The following is a 16,517-nucleotide window of genomic DNA, read 5'->3' on the forward strand; positions in this document are numbered from 1 at the left end:
CGTATTTCCTAATCGGACCGAAACCGTCCGATTTAAGAATTGTTCGCAAGCAGGAGCCGATGCGCCTTTCCAATCTCGCCGACTACGCCGTCATCACCATGTCGCAGGCCGCGCGCCATTGCGGCGACGGGCGGGTGAGCGCGGCGGAACTGGCGGCGGAAACGGGGCTTCCCGTGCCGACCGTGCAGCGGCTCGTTTCCAAGCTGACCGCGGCGGGCCTCCTGCGTTCGGTCAGGGGTGCGCGCGGCGGGCTGCAACTGGGCCGCCCGGCCGCGGCGATCACCGTCGCCGACATCGTCGAGGCGGTCGAAGGCCCGATCGCGCTCACCGCCTGCATCGACCATGGCGACTGCGATTTCGAGGTCGGCTGCACGATGAAACCGCACTGGCCGATCATCAACGACGCGCTGCGCGGCGCGCTGGCGAACATCTCGCTGGCCCAGCTGCGCGACCCGCCGCCCCCCGTTCCGAAACCCACCATCCGAGAGAAGGCAGCATGAGCGACGATCTCCGCATCGACACCGAAAATCGGCTCGACACCGAAGAGCTGACCGACCGCGACGCCCGCGACGCCGCCGCGCGCGCAGCCGAATACGAGCATGGCTGGCATTCGGAAATCGAAACCGAGTTCGCGCCGAAGGGTTTGAGCGAGGACACGGTGCGCTTCATCAGCGCCAAGAAGGGCGAGCCGGAATGGATGCTCGACTGGCGCCTGAAGGCGTTCCGGATGTGGCAGGACATGCCCGAACCCGACTGGGCCAAGGTCGGCTACCCGCCGATCGATTACCAGGACGCCTATTACTACGCCGCGCCCAAGAAGAAGAAGGAGCTCGAATCGCTCGACGAGCTCGATCCCGAGATCAAGCGGGTCTACGACAAGCTCGGCATTCCCCTGGGCGAACAGGAAGTTCTCGCCGGGGTGAAGGGCGCGAAGAAGGTCGCGGTCGATGCCGTGTTCGATTCGGTCAGCGTCGCCACCAGTTTCCGCGAAGAATTGCTGCGCGCGGGCGTGATCTTCCTCTCGATCTCCGAGGCGATCCGCGAACACCCCGAACTGGTGAAGAAGTGGCTCGGCCGCGTGGTCCCGCGCAACGACAACTACTTCGCCTGTCTCAATTCCGCGGTCTTTTCCGACGGCACCTTCGTCTACATCCCCGAAGGCGTGCGCTGCCCGATGGAGCTTTCGACCTATTTCCGCATCAATGCCGAGAACACCGGCCAGTTCGAACGCACCCTGATCGTCGCCGAAAAGGGCAGCTATGTCAGCTATCTCGAAGGCTGCACCGCGCCGATGCGCGACGAAAACCAGCTCCACGCCGCCGTGGTCGAACTGGTCGCGCTGGAAGATGCCGAGATCAAGTATTCGACCGTGCAGAACTGGTATCCCGGCAATGCCGAGGGCAAGGGCGGGATCTACAATTTCGTGACCAAGCGCGGGCTGTGCCAGGGCGACCGCTCCAAGATTTCTTGGACGCAGGTCGAAACCGGCTCTGCGGTGACGTGGAAATATCCCTCCTGCGTGCTCAACGGCGATGACAGCGTGGGCGAGTTCTACTCGGTCGCGGTGACCAATAATTTCCAGCAGGCCGACACCGGCACCAAGATGATCCACAACGGGAAGAACACCCGTTCGACGATCATTTCCAAGGGCATTTCGGCGGGCAAGTCGTCGAACACCTATCGCGGCCTCGTCCGGGTGGGTCCGAAGGCGGACGGGGTGCGCAATTTCACCCAGTGCGATTCGCTCCTGCTCGGCGACACCTGCGGCGCGCACACCGTGCCCTATATCGAGGTGAAGAACCCCTCGGCTCAGATCGAGCACGAGGCGACCACCTCCAAGATCAGCGACGAGCAGCTGTTCTACGCGATGCAGCGCGGGCTCGACGAGGAGGAGGCCGTGGCGCTGATCGTCAACGGCTTCGCCCGCGAGGTGCTGAAGGAACTGCCGATGGAATTCGCGGTCGAAGCGCAGAAGCTGCTGGCGATTTCGCTGGAAGGGAGCGTGGGGTGATGTTTGGCACTAGCCCAGCGAAGGTGGCTAAGAAAATTGACAGTTTGGTCGAAGAGTTGAGGATCATCGGCGATCGAATTGCAGGCCACGAAGAGCAGTTCCAAATGGCTAAGCGGCTTGGCTTGGCGAGGGACGGCGAAGACGACCATATTCGTCTGTGGCGCCGTGTTCAGACCCAACTCGTCACAAAGCTGCCTGAGGCTAAGGCCGCAGTTTTGAGCGGGGAAGAGGACTATCGGCAGATCAATCGAGTCCTTCGGATGACCCATCAGCAAATCAAAGAGGTCGCTGCTGATATTTCGGCAGCGGATAGGGCTGCCGAAATGGGCAGAAAAATGGCCCGCGACCGGTTTGGAAGCAAACAATGACCACCCGTAAAACCCTCGCCCTCAACCCCGACGCTGCCACCGACGAAGCCCCCGCGCTCAAGAAGAAGGGCCGCGGGTGGGAGATTTCGGACAAGCGCCTCGATGCGCTGCACGAACAGGCGCGCGAGCTGCGGCGCCATTCGTCCGAGGCGCACAAGGCGCTCGCGGCGCGCTTCGCCAAGGCGGACCTCGGCCGGCACAAGTTCACCCGCCACGCCGTCGTCGGCTCGGCCATCGTCGATTTCAACTGCCACACGCTCGGCATGGCGGTCGACATCTTCGAGGAGGGCGACACCGAAGCGCTCGCCACCCGCCGCGACAGGAGCCTCGAGGCGGTCGGGATCAAGGTCATGCGGGTCAGGGCATCCGAAGTGCTCGAGAACATGGACGGCGTCCTCGCCCGCATCACCGCCGGGATGCGCCAGCGCATCGCCGACAAGCAGGAAGCGCGCCGCGCTCATCAGACAGGACAACGCAATGCTTGAGATCACAGACCTTCACGCCGAAGTCGACGGCAAGCCGATCCTCAAGGGCCTGACCCTCGCGGTCGAGGCCGGGGAAATCCACGCGATCATGGGCCCCAACGGCGCGGGCAAGTCGACGCTTGCCAACGTGCTCGGCGGCAAGCCGGGCTACGAGGTGACCGGCGGCAGCGTGACCTTCAAGGGGCACGACCTGTTCGAACTCGAACCGCACGAACGCGCCGCTTCGGGCCTGTTCCTCGGCTTCCAGTACCCGGTCGAGATTCCGGGCGTCTCCAACGTCCAGTTCCTGCGCGAAGCCCTCAACGCCCAGCGCAAGTACCGGGGCGAGGAAGCCGTCAGCGGCGGCGAATTCCTCAAGCTCGCGAGGGAAAAGGCCGGCCTGCTCAAGATGGACATGGAAATGCTCAAGCGGCAGGTGAACGTCGGCTTTTCCGGCGGCGAGAAGAAGCGCGCCGAGATGGTCCAGATGGGCATCCTCGATCCCGATTTTGCCGTGCTGGACGAAACCGATTCGGGCCTCGACATCGACGCGCTGCGCGTGGTGGGTGAGGGGATCAACGCGATCATGCGGCACCCCGACAAGGGCGTGCTGCTCATCACCCACTACCAGCGCCTGCTCGACGTGGTGAAGCCCGACCGGGTGAGCGTGCTGGCCGGAGGCAGGATCGTGCGGACCGGCGGCCCCGAACTCGCGCTGCGGCTCGAGGAAGAGGGCTATGACGCGGTGATGGAAGAGGCCGCCGCCTGATGCGGCCCGTCGCCGCCCTTCTGCCCGGCCTGCGCGCCAGGTGCGGGCGGCTCGCCCGGGCGGCCGAACGCCAATCGAAGAAGGGGTCAGCATGACCGACACGACAACCCTCCCCACCCCCGCCCCGCCGACGCCGACACCGACGCCGACGCCGACACGGCGCGACGAGGCGTGGCGCTATGCCGATATCGACGCGCTCGGCCGGATCGGGCCGGAAGCGCTCGAGAACTGGCGGGAGATCGCCGTCGAAGCGGGCGAAGCGCGGCGCCAGTGCATGATCGTCGGTTCGCAGGCCCCCGAACTGCACCGCATCCGCGTGACGCTCGGCGAGGGCGCCCGGCTCGAACTCTTCGCGGCCAATGCGGGGAGCGACTACACCCGGGTCGAGATCGAGGTGACGCTCGCAAGCGGGGCGCATTTCGAATTCGGCGGCGTCACGATCGGCGGCGGAGACGTCACCCGCGAATTCGTCACCACCGTGCGCCACGACCACCCGGGCGCGACCAGCAACCAGACCGTCCGCAGCGTCCACTGGGGCGGGGCGACCGGCAATTTCCTCGGCGAGATCAAGGTCGCCAGGGACGCGCAGAAGACCGACGCGGCGCAGGATTTCAAGGGTCTGCTGCTCGAAGCGGGGGCAAGCGCCAACGCCGTCCCGCAGCTCGAAATCTTCGCCGACGACGTCAAGTGCGCGCACGGCGCGACGGTCGGCGAACTCGACGAGGCGGCGCGCTTCTACATGGCCGCGCGCGGCATCTCGCCCGAACTGGCGCAGCGCCTGCTGGTCCAGGCCTTCATCGCCGACGCCTTTGTCGCGCTGCAGGACGAGGTCGAGCACACCCGCCTGCTCGACGCCGCGCTTGCCGCGCTGGAGGAGGCGCCGCGATGAATGCGCCCGTGACCATCGACCGCGACCTCAGGGCCGATTTCCCCGGCATGTTCACGGCCGAAGGCGAGCCGTGGCATTACCTCGACACCGCCGCGACCGCGCAGAAGCCGCGCGCGGTGATCGACGCCATGGCCCGCGCGCTGGGCGAGGATTACGCCACGGTTCACCGCGGGGTCTATTCGCGCTCGGCGCAGATGACGCTGGGCTACGAGGCGGCGCGCCGGCGGATCGCCGATTTCCTCGGAGGGGCGGAGGAGGAGATCGTCTTCACCCGCGGCGCGACCGAGGCGATCAATCTCGTCGCGAACGCCTGGGGCCGGGCGAACCTCAAGGAGGGCGACCGCATCCTGCTCTCGCGGCTCGAACACCATTCCAACATCGTGCCGTGGCAGATGGTGGCCGAGGCGACAGGCGCGGAAATCGACGTCTGCCCGCTGACCGAGGATCACCGGATCGACCTCGACGCGGCGGAGGCCATGCTGACGCCGAAGCACAAGCTCGTCGCGCTGTGCCATGTCTCGAACGTGCTCGGCAGCGTGCTCGACGCGCCCCGCGCGGCGCGGATGGCCCATGCGGTCGGGGCGAAGCTGCTGCTCGACGGATGCCAGTCGGCCCCGCACATGGCCGTCGACGTGAGCGCGCTCGATTGCGATTTCTACGTCTTTTCCGCGCACAAGCTCTACGGCCCGACCGGGATCGGGGCGCTGTGGGCGCGGGGCGACATCCTGGCCGACATGCCGCCGTGGGAAGGCGGCGGGGCGATGATCGACCGCGTCACCTTCGAAAGGACCACCTACGCGCCCGCGCCCCAGCGCTTCGAGGCCGGGACGCCCGCCATCACCGAGGCGATCGCCTTCGCCGTCGCTGCCGATTACGTCTGCGGAATCGGCCTCGACGCGATCCGCCAGCGCGAGGCAAGGCTGGTCGCGAAGCTGCGCCGCGAACTCACCGCGATGAACGACGTGCGCGTGTTCGGGCCGGACGACAGCGCCGGCATCGTCAGCTTCGCGCTTCGAGACATCCACCCGCACGATCTCGGCACGATCCTCGACGAAGCGAATGTTGCGATCCGCGCCGGGCATCATTGCGCGCAGCCGTTGATGGACTATCTCGATGTGCCCGCCACCGCCCGCGCCAGTTTCGGCCTCTATTCGACCGAGGCCGATGTCGATGCGCTGCTCGAAGGCATCCGGCGCACCCGCAAGATCTTTGGACAATCCTGAGCAATGGACGAAAGCCGCCGAAGGACAGGCTCATGACCGACGAAACCAGTGAACGCGAATATGTCGCCGCACCGGCCCCGAACGAAGACGTGATCGACACGCCCGCCAAGCCGCCCCGCGCCAGGGTCGAGGATGCGGTCGATCCCGATGCCGCGCCCGACAGGCGCGAGCGCGACTATCTCGAAGGCTTCCTCGCGGCCGCCCCGCCCGAAACCCCGGCCACCGGCGCGGGCGGCGAATTGCAGGGCGCCGTGATCGAGGCCCTGCGCGAGATCTACGATCCGGAGATCCCGGTTAACATCTACGATCTCGGCCTTATCTATGGTGTCGAGGTCGACGAGGAATGCGACGCGACCGTCACCATGACGCTGACCACGCCGCACTGTCCCGTCGCCGAGACGATGCCGGGCGAAGTCGAAATGCGCGTCTGCTCCGTCCCCGGCATCCGCGACGCCGAAGTGGTGCTCGTGTGGGATCCGCCGTGGAGCCCGGAGAAGATGTCCGACGAAGCGCGCCTCGAACTGGGAATGCTGTGATGACGACAGAGACCAAGACCCGCCAGCTGCCCGCCGCCGTCACCCTGACCAGGGGCGCGGAGGCGCGCATCGCCCATCTCATGGAGAACGCGCCCGAGGATGCGATCGGGGTCAAGCTGTCGACCCCGCGCCGGGGCTGTTCTGGCCTCGCCTATTCGGTCGACTACGTCACCGAAGAGCAGAAGTTCGACGAGAAGATCGAGACGCCGGGCGGCACCTTCTACATCGACGGGGGGAGCGTGCTCTATCTCGTCGGTTCGGTCATGGACTGGCGGGAGGACGATTTCACCGCCGGTTTCGTGTTCGAGAACCCCAATGCCAAGGGCGCGTGCGGCTGCGGCGAAAGCTTCATGGTCTGACGGCCGCGATGGCCGCGCCGGTCACGGTCGAACTCGCGACGCATCTCGACTGTTCGCCCGAACAGGCGTTCGCCCAGGTCCGGCGATCCGCGCTGCTCGAACACATCGCGGCGCCGCTGATCCGTTTCAAGCCGCTCGGGCGGCCCTTTCCCGAATTCTGGCACCCCGGCGAATATCGCGCCCGGATGTTCCTGTTCGGCGTGATCCCGATCGGCTGGCAGGCGGTCGTCATCAGCCTGCCCGAACCTTCGGGCAAGGTGCTCTACGTGCGCGACAATGGCTACGGCCCGCTGATCCGGCAATGGGATCACTGGATCGCGATCGGTCCGGACCCCGGGGGCAGGGGCACGCGCTACATCGATCAGGTGACGATCGACGCCGGTGTTCTCACCCCGATCGTCGCGGGTTTTGCGCGGAGCTTCTACACCCACCGCCAGCGCCGCTGGCGCGCGCTGGTCGAGAGCGGTTTCGCCGCGCTGGAGGGATGAGGCTCAGCCTTCCTCGATGATCCGGGCGAGCAGGCGGCGTTCGAGTTCGTCGACCTCGCCGTCGGCATCGATCATCTGTTCGAGCCATTCCCGTTCGCAATCGGTCACTTCGGCCCCGGCGGCGGCCTGTTCGGCGAAGGACGGGCCGGCGTCCTTCCTGCCGAAGACCTTGCCGAAATGGTTGGCGGCGTTCGGCATTTCCCTGGCGACCTTCCCCATGAAACGCGCCACGTTCGGCCTGTTGTCGGCGATGAAGGCCTGCAGCTCGCGCGCGCGACCATGTTCGAGCTGGGCGTTCTGCAGGGCGAAGCCCTTGAGATAGTTGGACACGCCGTCGAGGAAGAGGTCGTCCCATTCGGGCGCGTTTTCCTCGGCCAGCGTCTCGTCCTTCAGCCGGAACAGCATTTCCGCGTCGAACCGGCTCACCGCCGCCGGGCCGTGGCCGCCGCTGGCGAAGATCACGCGGCGGATGATGCGGCATTCGGCCGCGGTGATGTGCGTCGCGGCGAGCGCCCCGCCGCAGCGGGTCGGGCCGATCCCGGTCAGCACCTCGCGCTCGACCTGGGCGAGGACATAGTCCTTGAGCCGCACGGGCGTGTTCTGCGCCCGTTCGACGATGCGCACGATGGTTTCGAGTTCGACGAGGCTTTCGACGACGCCGTCATGGTCGATCCTGTCGATCAGCCACTGCGCCTCTTCCTCGGAGCATTGCAGGCGCGGTTCGGAGCCGTTGAGGACGTATTCGCCGATGGCCTCGACGAAGAAGTCGCACCACGGCTCGTCCCGCGTCGAGAGGACGTTGTTGACCGCGAACAGCGCCTCGGCCTCTTCGCGGGTGATGATCCCGTCGCCCCAGCCGTGCTGGCGCAGCGCGAGCAGTTCGGGCGCCGAAACCTTGCCGTCGGCGGCGGCGCGGCGCGCCAGCTCGGTGAAATGCGTCGTCATGTCCCGGTCGGTTCCCTGCCTGGTCTGCGGCTCGCGGATGCCACAGGCAGGCTTAAGGCGGGGTTACCAGCGGCCCGAACGGGCCTTACCGCCCGCCTTCGATCGCGGCGAGGCAGGCATCGCGCGGGATCGCGCCGCCGCCCTGCCGCAGCCGCGCCTCGACATAAGTCGCGACCGGGGCGTCGCCGGGGCGCGGGGGATAGAGGTAGATGTCGAGCACGCAGTCGGAGCCCGCGAATTGCAGCTTGCGCGCCTCGCCCTCGTCGAGGTCGATCCGCGGCTCGCCGAAGCGCGCACGCAGCGTCGCGGCATCGGAACCGAGCACGCCCGCCGCGTCGCTTTCGACCGGCCCGCGCGGGACGCGGGAAAGGGCCTCTGGATCGGGGCGCGCCGGGGCGGAAGGCAGCGGTACCGCGGCGCCCCCGCCCGCGCATCCGGCGAGCGCGGCGGCAAGCAGGAGCGCCGCGGCGGGGCGAAGGCTGTCACGCATGGCGCGGCTCCCCCGCCCCGCGCCGGGCGATGGCGCCATGCGCGAGATGGGTGCCCGCCGCCGCGCCGAGAACGGGCGCGAGGAGATTGGCGAACGGCACCAGCATCAGCGCCGCGATCGCCCCGCCGAGCGCGAACCGCTGGAATTTCGGCACCGGGTTGGCGGGGCAATCGCGTTCGTGCCGCAGCCAGGCCATGTCCGTGAGCTCCCGCCCGAGCAGCACGGCGTTGACCAGCAGCAGCACCAGCGCAGGTCCGATGCCGGTGATCCACAGGACCAGCACGAGCGGAAGAACGAGCGCATTGAGCGCCAGCGCCCGGCCCGCGCCGCGCAGCGAATTGGCAAGGTCGCGCGCGAAGGGCAGCGGTTTCGCCCGCGCGGCCGCCTGCGGATAGTGCCGCGCTTCGACCGCCGCGACGATCTCGTCGGCGAAGAATTGCAGGACCGCGAGCGCGACCACCCGGAACAGCAGCCAGAAGGCGAGGAGCGACAGGACCAGGGCCGCGAATGCCTGCGCCGGTCCTTCGTATCCGTCCGGCAGGAGCGCCTCGAGCGGACCGCTGCGGACCAGCAGGCCGAGCCCCCACCACACCATCGCCGCCCCGGCAGCGAACACCAGCAACGTGATCCCGACGCTCTTCGCCGCGACCCGGATCACCGCCGGATCGCCGAGCTGGCCGAAGCCTTTCACGAGGGAAGCGAGCACCGCCTGCATCACGGGCGCAGGGATAGGGCGCGCTGCGGCCCTGTCAAACGGCTTGTCGGCCGCTTTCCCTTGGATTGCGGCGCCGGGTTGGCTAGGCGCTCGGGCAAGCCCTTTCCAAGCCAACCAACGGGACATCATCTGTGACCGAACCGCGTTATGACGTAGTCGCCATCGGCAATGCCGTGGTCGACGTGATCGCTTCGTGCGAGGACGAACTGATCGAGGAACTCGAACTCAACCGCGGCGGCATGACCCTGGTCGACGAGGCGCGGGCCGACGATCTCTACCGCGCCATGCCGCCCGCGCGCGAGGTGTCGGGCGGTTCGGCGGCGAACACGCTGGCGGGGATTTCGACCCTCGGCCTGCAATGCGCCTTCATCGGCCAGGTCGCCGACGACCAGCTGGGCAAGGTCTTCCGCCACGACATGCGCGCGACCGGCATCGATTTCGACACGCCCGCAAGGCAGGGCGAACCGGCGACGGGCCGGGTGCTCATCTTCGTCACGCCCGATGGCGAGCGGACCATGAACACCTTCCTCGGCGCAGGCCAGTACCTCCCGGCGAGCGCGCTTGACGAAAGCCTGATCGCCAGCGGCGCGATCCTCTATCTCGAAGGCTACCTGTGGGACCCCGAGGAACCGCGCAAGGCGATGCGCCGTGCGATCGAGGTCGCGCGCGGCGCGGGGCGCAAGGTCGCCTTCACCGCGTCCGAAAGCTTCGTGATCGAACGCCACGGCGACGATTTCCGCGATCTCATCGATAATGGCATGATCGACATCCTGTTCGTGAACGAAAGCGAGCTGGCGACGCTGACCGGCGAACCCTCCTTCGAAAAGGGCTTCGAAATGATTGCCCCGAAGGTCCCCTGCCTCGTCGCGACCCGTTCGGAAAAGGGCGCGGTCGCCGATGCGGGCGGCGTCCGTGCGAGCGTCCCGGCAGAGCCGGTGGCGAAGGTGGTCGACACGACCGGGGCGGGCGATCAGTTCGCGGCCGGGTTCCTGTGCGGCTTCGCCCATGGCGAGGAGCTGGAGAAGTGCCTGAGGCGCGGCGCGATCGCGGCGGCCGAGGTGATCTCGCATTACGGCCCGCGGCCCGAAACCGACCTGCAGAAGCTGATGGCCGAGAAACTCTAGCCTCTCTTATTCACGGCGATGCGGTTGGGCGCCTCTCGGCGCGAGCTTGACGCCACTGCTGCGTGCGGCGGCGTAGAGCGGGCGTGCGGCACCGCTGGCGTCTGTTTCACCGCGCTGTGATCGATGGGCTTTTCTGGTTGAAGGACTTGGCTCGGGGTTTCTGCGGCACTGCCGCGCCCGCTACGTCGGCGCAGGCTTGAGCGCGAGAACGATGGCACGCATCAGATCGGCATCGGGGCACGCAGAGGCGAACGCTACGCGGATTCGGGTGGCGCTTTCCATGACGCGGGCAGCAACCTTGAGCAGCCGCAGGCGCAGGGTCGTAAACTCGGCTTTTGCCAGAGCGGTGGTCTTTGGGATCGCCTGCTGAACGCGCCACAGCAGCCAGTAGGCAGCGGTGTGCAGGATCAGGCGCATCTGGTTGGCGTTCGCCGACCGGCACGAGGTGCGGTCACTGGCCAGCTGGGTCTTGTGCAGCTTGATCAAGTTCTCGGCCTGCCCGCGCGCACAGTAGAGCGTGTCATAGATGTATTCAGCCGAGCCTTGGGTTAGCGATGTGACGACATAGCGGATATCCATGCCCAGCGTGCTGGCCTCGATCCTGGCGACGACGCGGCGCTGGCGGTTCCAGCTCTTCGCGCCGTAGCGGGTCTCGGCATAGCTGTGCAGGACCGGGAGTTGGCACTCGGCGCGGCGGACCGCGCAGGCATCGGCGGCAGTGACGATAACCGGATCAGCGCGCAGCGCGGCGTTGGTCGGCAGACCGAACACGTAATCGACATGGGCCGCCTCGCAGAAGGCCATGACCTCGGGCCGTCCATAATGCCCGTCACCGCGGATGGTGATGTGGGTATCAGGCCAGTGGCGGCGAAGATGGCGCACCAGACGCCGGATATGCCCTGCCGCCTCCTTGCCAGAAGGCGTCTTGCCCGTGCGCAGCAGCATCGCCACCGGCCGGCCCGTTGCCGTGTCGTAGACATGGATCGGCAGGAAGCAGCGCTCCCCATGATGTCCGTTCCAGAAGGAGAGTTGCTGATAGCCGTGCACGACGTCGCAGGTGTCATCGATATCCAGCGTCACCGCCGCCGGCGGAGTGGGGTAGCTGGCGCAGTAGATGTCGATCATGATCCCCAGCATCTTTGCCAGCTCGCGCGTGCTCGGCGCATTCTCCCAGCGGCTCATCGTCGGTTGGCTGGCCAACCCCGCACCCGATCCCGGCAGCTTGCCCAGCGCAAGGCGGAAGCCCGGATCATCGCGCAGAGCGTCGAGATCATCGGCATCCTCATAGCCGCAGGCGATCGCGAACATCCGCGCGCGCAGGATATCTTCAAGCCGATGAACCACCCGAGCAGGATCGCGCGGATCGGCAATACACGCCGCAAGCCGCTGGCAGAGCCCCATCATGCGCTCGGCCTGAGCCAGCACCAGGACCCCGCCATCCGAGGTCAGCCTGCCGCCGTCAAACGCAGCTGTGACCTTCTTGCCGCGCACTGCTGGAAACGAAAATACGGACGCGCTATCATCGCATCCGGCGGGTGTGGTCTGTGGCATATTTTGCCCCGTTGCAGGTCTGGCTTAAGCAACCACATTCCTACAACAATGCAAATGCTTACGCCACTCCCGCCAACCCGTCAGACCACCGCCGGTGAATAATCCGGGCTAGCCCGCGCTACATCTCGGGGCGGTAATCGTCCCGCCGGAGCGTCACCATGTAGGCGGCGATCTGGTCGACCTGCGGCCGGGTGAGATCGAAATCCATCACCTCGGGATAATTGTGCGCGTCCGCCAGCCAGTCGCCGAGGCTCGCCTGCGACAGCCCCTCGCGATTGGCGATCGCCTCGAACGTCGCCGCCTGCGGGTTCGGGGAGAGGAAGGGCGGCTCGACCGCATGGCACCCGCCGCAGGCCGCCTCGACGAAGGCGGGCGGATCGGGCTCGGTCGCCGGCTCTGGTTCCGGCGCGGAGGCGGACGGGGTCTGGCAGGCGGCGAGGAAGGCGGCCGCGGCGAGGAGGACAAGTCGTTTCATGGCACGAGGATAATCCCGCGCGCGGTCTTCGCCTAGCGTCATTCGCCCGCCCGCCTTTCGCGTTCGACCTCCCGCCAGCCGATGTCGCGGCGGCAGAAGCCGGTCGGGAAGGATATCCGGTCCACCGCCGCATAGGCGCGCGCCTGCGCCTCGGTCACGCTCGGCGCCGTGGCGGTGACGTTCAGCACCCGCCCGCCATTGGCGACGAGCGCGCCGTCCTTCACCGCCGTGCCCGCGTGGAAGACCTTCGCCCCGTCGGCCTCGCTTTCGCCGAGATCGATCGCCCCGCCCTTCTCCGGCGTTCCGGGATAGCCTTTGGCCGCCATCACGACGGTGAGCGCGGTGTCGGGCGAGAAGTCGGGCCGCACGCCCGCCAGTTCCGCCCGCGCGCAGGCGAGCATGATCGCGGCGAGATCGCCCCTCAGGCGCATCATCAGCACCTGGCATTCGGGATCGCCGAAACGGCAGTTGTATTCGATCAGCTTCGGCCCCGCCCCGGTCAGCATCAGCCCGGCGTAGAGCACGCCGGTATAGGGATGGCCGTCGGCCGCCATCGTCTCGACCGTGGGGCGGATGATTTCCTCCATCACCCGCTCCTCGAGTTCGGGGGTGAGGACCGGCGCGGGCGAATAGGCGCCCATGCCGCCGGTGTTCGGTCCCGTATCGCCCGCGCCCACGCGCTTGTGATCCTGCGCGCTGCCGAAAGGGAGGATGAAGCTGCCGTCGGCCAGGGCGAAGAAGCTCGCCTCCTCGCCCGCCATGTATTCCTCGATCACGACCTCGGCCCCCGCTTCCCCGAACTGGCCGCCGAACATGTCGGCGAGCGCGATCTCGGCCGCCTCGATATCGTCCGCGATCACCACGCCCTTGCCCGCGGCGAGCCCGTCGGCCTTGAGCACGTAGGGCGGCTCGAACCGGGCAAGCGCGGCGCGCGCCTCGTCGAGCGAGGCGGCGCGGACATAGCCTGCGGTCGGGATCCCGGCGCGCGCGCACAGGTCCTTGGTGAAGCCCTTCGACCCTTCGAGCCGCGCGGCCGCGGCCGACGGGCCGAACACGGCGATGGCCTCCTGCCGCAAGGCATCGGCGAGCCCGGCCACCAGCGGGGCCTCGGGTCCGACGACGACCAGAGCGATGTCCCGCTCGCGGCAGAACCGCACGATCGCCGCGTGGTCCTCCACCTCGAGCGCAACGCATTCGGCGTGTTCGGCGATGCCGGGATTGCCGGGCGCGGCATAAAGGCTTGAAAGGCTCGGGGATTGCGCCAGCTTCCATGCTAGCGCATGTTCGCGCCCGCCCGATCCCAGCAACAGGACATTCATGGCTCGCACCCCTTCAGACAGCAATGACGCCGGGCTGTTAGCGCGCGCGCGGCAGGGCGACAACGCCGCGCCGCTTTCGATCACCGAGATTTCCAACCTGCTCAAGCGCACGGTCGAGGACCGTTTCGGCCATGTCCGCCTGCGCGGGGAATTGTCGGGGGTGAAACGGGCGGCTTCGGGCCACCTCTATTGCTGCCTCAAGGACGACAGGGCCGTGATCGACGGGGTGATGTGGCGCGGGAACACCGGTCGGCTCTCCTTCGCGCCGGAGGACGGGCTGGAGGTGATCGCGACCGGCAAGCTCACCACCTATGCCGGGCGTTCGAAATACCAGGTCGTGATCGAGAGCCTCGAACTCGCGGGCGAGGGGGCGCTGCTGGCGCTGCTGGAAAAGACCCGCGCGCGGCTCGCCGCCGAAGGCCTCTTCGCGCCCGAGCGCAAGCGCGCGCTGCCCTTCCTGCCGCGCACGATCGGGGTCGTGACCTCGCCCACGGGTTCGGTCATCCGCGACATCCTCCACCGCCTCGCCGACCGTTTCCCGAGCCATGTCGTCGTGTGGCCGGTGCTGGTGCAGGGCCAGGGCGCGGCGGAGCAGGTCAGCGCGGCGATCCGCGGGTTCGACGCGCTGGCGCCCGGCGGGCCGGTGGCGCGGCCCGACCTCCTCATCGTCGCGCGCGGCGGCGGGTCGATCGAGGACCTGTGGAGCTTCAACGAGGAAATCGTGGTGCGCGCGATCGCCGGATGCTCGATCCCGGTGATCTCCGCCGTCGGTCACGAGACCGACACGACCCTCGCCGATTTCGCCGCCGACCGCCGCGCCCCCACGCCGACCGCGGCGGCGGAAATGGCCGTCCCCGTGCTGCGCGACCTCGCCCTGACGCTGGCCGATTACGCCAATCGCAAGCGCCGCGCGGTCCATCGCCCGGTCGAACTCGGGCGCGAACGGCTCGAGGCGCGGGTCCGCCGGATGCCTGCCCCCGCAGACTTGCTGCAAGCCCGGGCGCAGCGCCTCGACGAGGCGGCCGAGCGGCTGCGCCGCGGGCTGTTCGACCGTGCCGGGCGGGGGCGCGAGCGGCTCGTGGGGGTTGCCGCACGGCTCCAGCCGGGTGTCCTGACGCGCTCGCACGCAGAGGCGCAGCGCCGGCTCGACGCGGCGCGGCTGGTCCCCGCCCTGGTCCGGCGGCCGCTGCGCGAGGCGGGCGACCGGCTCGGCGAGAGTTCCGCCCGCCTGGGCCGTGCGCTGCTCGACCGGACCACCGAAGGCCGCGGGCGGCTGGTCGGGGTGTCGGCGCGGCTCCACCCGCGGATGCTCGCGCGCTCGCACGCCGAGGCCGGGCGCCGGCTGGCCGCGGCGCGGCTGGTCCCGGCGCTGGTGGAGCGGCCGCTGCGCGAGGCGGGCGAAAGGCTCGCGGCGCTGGCGCGGCTGGCGGAACAGCTCCACCCGGAACGGCCGCTGGCGCGCGGCTATGCGATCGTGCGCTCGGCTGCGGGCGAGGCGCTGACCAACAGGGCGAGCGCCGCGCGCGAACCGGCGCTCTCGCTGCAATTCGCCGACGGCACGCTCGGCGTCGTTCCGGCCGATTCGCCGGGCGCCAGGCCGCGTTCCCCCGGTCCGAAGACCTCCCCCGTCGCCCCGGCGCAGGACGATTTGTTCGGATAGGGCGGCGGTGCTATGGAAAGTCCCATGTTGATGTCCACCTCCGACAAGGCCGCCAAGCTCTATTACGGGCCTGCCAATTTCCGTGTCCTGCGTCCCGGCCAGCACGTCGTGTGCGCGGTGACGGGCGCGATCATCCCGCTCGACGAATTGCGTTACTGGAGCGCCGAGCGGCAGGAGGCCTATGCCTCCGCCGAGATCGCGACCCGGCGCCTGCTCGACCGGGAATGACCCGGGTGCACCCGCGCCGCGCGCTGGCGGCGGCCGCGGCGGGCGCGCTCGCGCTCGTCGCCGCCGGTCCGGGAGGCGGGGCCGCCGCTGCGCCCGATGGAGCGGCACCGGACGACCCCGCCCCGACCCGACCGGCCGAACCCGCGCGGGCGCACTTCGCGATCGAGGGCCGGCTCATCCAGGGCGGCTACCTGCGCGGCACCGCGCCCGCCGGGGCCACCCGCGTGACCCTCGCCGACCGGGAGGTCGCGCTCGCCCCGGACGGCCGCTTCTTCGCCGCCTTCGACCGCGACGCGCCCGAAACGCTCGTGCTCGAAGCCGTCATGCCCGACGGGCGGACGCTGCGCCGCGAACTCGCCGTCGCCCGGCGGCAATGGGATATCGAACGGGTCAACGTGCCCAAGCGCAGTGGCGGCACCAGCGAGGCGTGGTGGCGCAAGCGCAAGCCCGAATGGGAAGCGATCGTCGCCGCCCGCGCGCAGGAGACCGGCGCGACCGGCTGGCGGCAGGATTTCGTCTGGCCGGTCAAGGGGCGGATCTCCGGCCGTTTCGGGCGTCAGAGGATCTACCAGGGCGAACCGGGCAGCTATCATTCCGGCATCGACATCGCGCCGGGTGCCGGCACGCCCTTCGTCGCCCCGGCGGACGGAGTCGTGGTGCTCGCCCGCACCGGCTTCAGCCTCGAGGGCTCGCTCATCATCATCGACCATGGCATGGGGCTCAACAGCGCCTTCCTCCACGCCTCCAGGATCGTGGTCGAGGAAGGCGAGGCGGTCACGCAGGGCCAGCATATCGGCAATGTCGGGGCGAGCGGGCGGGCGACGGGGCCGCACCTGCACTGGAGCCTCATGTGGAAGGACTGGCGGCTCGACCCGCTGCTGCTCGCGGGGCCGATGGACTGAA

The 16,517-nt window shown here is 68.5% G+C and carries 20 protein-coding genes; 14 read left to right on the forward strand and 6 right to left on the reverse strand.

Annotated elements, in window-relative coordinates; all coding sequences use genetic code 11:
- Positions 1-59 precede the first annotated feature (59 nt).
- The 10 genes from BLU08_RS10960 to BLU08_RS11005 all read left to right on the forward strand — a co-directional run bounded on the left by BLU08_RS10960 (position 60) and on the right by BLU08_RS11005 (position 7,107).
- Positions 60-500, forward strand: coding sequence for an SUF system Fe-S cluster assembly regulator (locus BLU08_RS10960; RefSeq protein ID WP_090199430.1), 441 nt, complete (start codon positions 60-62; stop codon positions 498-500).
- Complete coding sequence (gene sufB, locus BLU08_RS10965) at positions 497-2,011, forward strand: Fe-S cluster assembly protein SufB (protein WP_199797295.1); 1,515 nt, start codon at positions 497-499, stop codon at positions 2,009-2,011. Before BLU08_RS10960 ends, sufB begins: the two co-directional genes overlap by 4 nt.
- A complete protein-coding gene (locus BLU08_RS10970) occupies positions 2,011-2,379 on the forward strand; it encodes a hypothetical protein (RefSeq protein ID WP_090199431.1) in 369 nt (122 codons plus the stop codon). Before sufB ends, BLU08_RS10970 begins: the two co-directional genes overlap by 1 nt.
- Entirely contained in the window at positions 2,376-2,864 is a 489-nt protein-coding gene (locus tag BLU08_RS10975) for an endonuclease domain-containing protein (RefSeq protein ID WP_090199433.1), read from the forward strand. The genes BLU08_RS10970 and BLU08_RS10975 overlap by 4 nt, the downstream gene beginning before the upstream one ends.
- Positions 2,857-3,612, forward strand: coding sequence for a Fe-S cluster assembly ATPase SufC (gene sufC, locus BLU08_RS10980; protein ID WP_090199435.1), 756 nt, complete (start codon positions 2,857-2,859; stop codon positions 3,610-3,612). Before BLU08_RS10975 ends, sufC begins: the two co-directional genes overlap by 8 nt.
- Before the next feature lie 91 nt (positions 3,613-3,703).
- On the forward strand, positions 3,704-4,501 hold the full coding sequence (locus BLU08_RS10985; RefSeq protein WP_090199437.1) for a SufD family Fe-S cluster assembly protein: 798 nt from the start codon (positions 3,704-3,706) through the stop codon (positions 4,499-4,501).
- Positions 4,498-5,724: an aminotransferase class V-fold PLP-dependent enzyme gene (locus BLU08_RS10990; protein WP_090199439.1), complete on the forward strand. Its 1,227-nt coding sequence runs from the start codon at positions 4,498-4,500 to the stop codon at positions 5,722-5,724. Before BLU08_RS10985 ends, BLU08_RS10990 begins: the two co-directional genes overlap by 4 nt.
- Before the next feature lie 32 nt (positions 5,725-5,756).
- Positions 5,757-6,260: an SUF system Fe-S cluster assembly protein gene (locus tag BLU08_RS10995; RefSeq protein WP_090199440.1), complete on the forward strand. Its 504-nt coding sequence runs from the start codon at positions 5,757-5,759 to the stop codon at positions 6,258-6,260.
- Entirely contained in the window at positions 6,260-6,619 is a 360-nt protein-coding gene (locus BLU08_RS11000) for an iron-sulfur cluster assembly accessory protein (protein WP_090199442.1), read from the forward strand. Before BLU08_RS10995 ends, BLU08_RS11000 begins: the two co-directional genes overlap by 1 nt.
- 8 nt (positions 6,620-6,627) lie before the next feature.
- Entirely contained in the window at positions 6,628-7,107 is a 480-nt protein-coding gene (locus tag BLU08_RS11005) for a hypothetical protein (protein ID WP_090199444.1), read from the forward strand.
- Between the two features lie 3 nt (positions 7,108-7,110).
- Here BLU08_RS11005 and BLU08_RS11010 read toward each other — a convergent pair whose 3' ends face one another.
- The 3 genes from BLU08_RS11010 to BLU08_RS11020 form a co-directional block, all read right to left on the reverse strand.
- On the reverse strand, positions 7,111-8,052 hold the full coding sequence (locus BLU08_RS11010) for a hypothetical protein (protein ID WP_090199446.1): 942 nt from the start codon (positions 8,050-8,052) through the stop codon (positions 7,111-7,113).
- A gap of 85 nt (positions 8,053-8,137) precedes the next feature.
- Complete coding sequence (locus tag BLU08_RS11015) at positions 8,138-8,542, reverse strand: hypothetical protein (protein ID WP_197676861.1); 405 nt, start codon at positions 8,540-8,542, stop codon at positions 8,138-8,140.
- The gene (locus BLU08_RS11020; RefSeq protein ID WP_090199448.1) at positions 8,535-9,257 is read right to left on the reverse strand and encodes an EI24 domain-containing protein; all 723 of its coding nucleotides are present in this window, start codon (positions 9,255-9,257) and stop codon (positions 8,535-8,537) included. Before BLU08_RS11020 ends, BLU08_RS11015 begins: the two co-directional genes overlap by 8 nt.
- 131 nt (positions 9,258-9,388) lie before the next feature.
- On the opposite strand from BLU08_RS11020, the gene BLU08_RS11025 reads away from it, so the two are divergent.
- Positions 9,389-10,381 (forward strand): adenosine kinase, encoded by a 993-nt coding sequence (locus BLU08_RS11025; protein WP_090199449.1) that lies wholly within the window; start codon positions 9,389-9,391, stop codon positions 10,379-10,381.
- 180 nt (positions 10,382-10,561) lie between these two features.
- Here the strand turns inward: BLU08_RS11025 and BLU08_RS11030 are convergent, their stop codons facing one another.
- The 3 genes from BLU08_RS11030 to purD all read right to left on the reverse strand — a co-directional run bounded on the left by BLU08_RS11030 (position 10,562) and on the right by purD (position 13,726).
- Positions 10,562-11,932: an IS1380 family transposase gene (locus BLU08_RS11030; protein ID WP_090193798.1), complete on the reverse strand. Its 1,371-nt coding sequence runs from the start codon at positions 11,930-11,932 to the stop codon at positions 10,562-10,564.
- Between the two features lie 118 nt (positions 11,933-12,050).
- Positions 12,051-12,407 carry a hypothetical protein gene (locus BLU08_RS11035; protein ID WP_090201306.1) on the reverse strand — a complete coding sequence of 119 codons (357 nt, stop codon included), beginning with the start codon at positions 12,405-12,407 and terminating at the stop codon, positions 12,051-12,053.
- Positions 12,408-12,445: 38 nt separating this feature from the next.
- Positions 12,446-13,726, reverse strand: a complete 1,281-nt coding sequence (purD, locus tag BLU08_RS11040) for a phosphoribosylamine--glycine ligase (RefSeq protein ID WP_090199451.1) — start codon at positions 13,724-13,726, stop codon at positions 12,446-12,448.
- Here purD and xseA point away from each other — a divergent pair.
- The 3 genes from xseA to BLU08_RS11055 are packed head-to-tail and all read left to right on the forward strand — an operon-like array spanning position 13,725 to position 16,516.
- On the forward strand, positions 13,725-15,386 hold the full coding sequence (gene xseA, locus BLU08_RS11045) for an exodeoxyribonuclease VII large subunit (protein WP_090199453.1): 1,662 nt from the start codon (positions 13,725-13,727) through the stop codon (positions 15,384-15,386). The two genes, purD and xseA, sit on opposite strands and share 2 nt — an antisense overlap.
- Positions 15,387-15,410: 24 nt before the next feature.
- On the forward strand, positions 15,411-15,614 hold the full coding sequence (locus BLU08_RS11050) for a DUF2093 domain-containing protein (protein ID WP_090199455.1): 204 nt from the start codon (positions 15,411-15,413) through the stop codon (positions 15,612-15,614).
- Entirely contained in the window at positions 15,611-16,516 is a 906-nt protein-coding gene (locus BLU08_RS11055) for a M23 family metallopeptidase (RefSeq protein WP_090199457.1), read from the forward strand. The genes BLU08_RS11050 and BLU08_RS11055 overlap by 4 nt, the downstream gene beginning before the upstream one ends.
- The last annotated feature ends 1 nt before the right edge of the window (position 16,517 follow it).

It is taken from the genome of Erythrobacter sp. HL-111 (assembly GCF_900105095.1).
Classification (GTDB): Bacteria; Pseudomonadota; Alphaproteobacteria; order Sphingomonadales; family Sphingomonadaceae; genus Erythrobacter.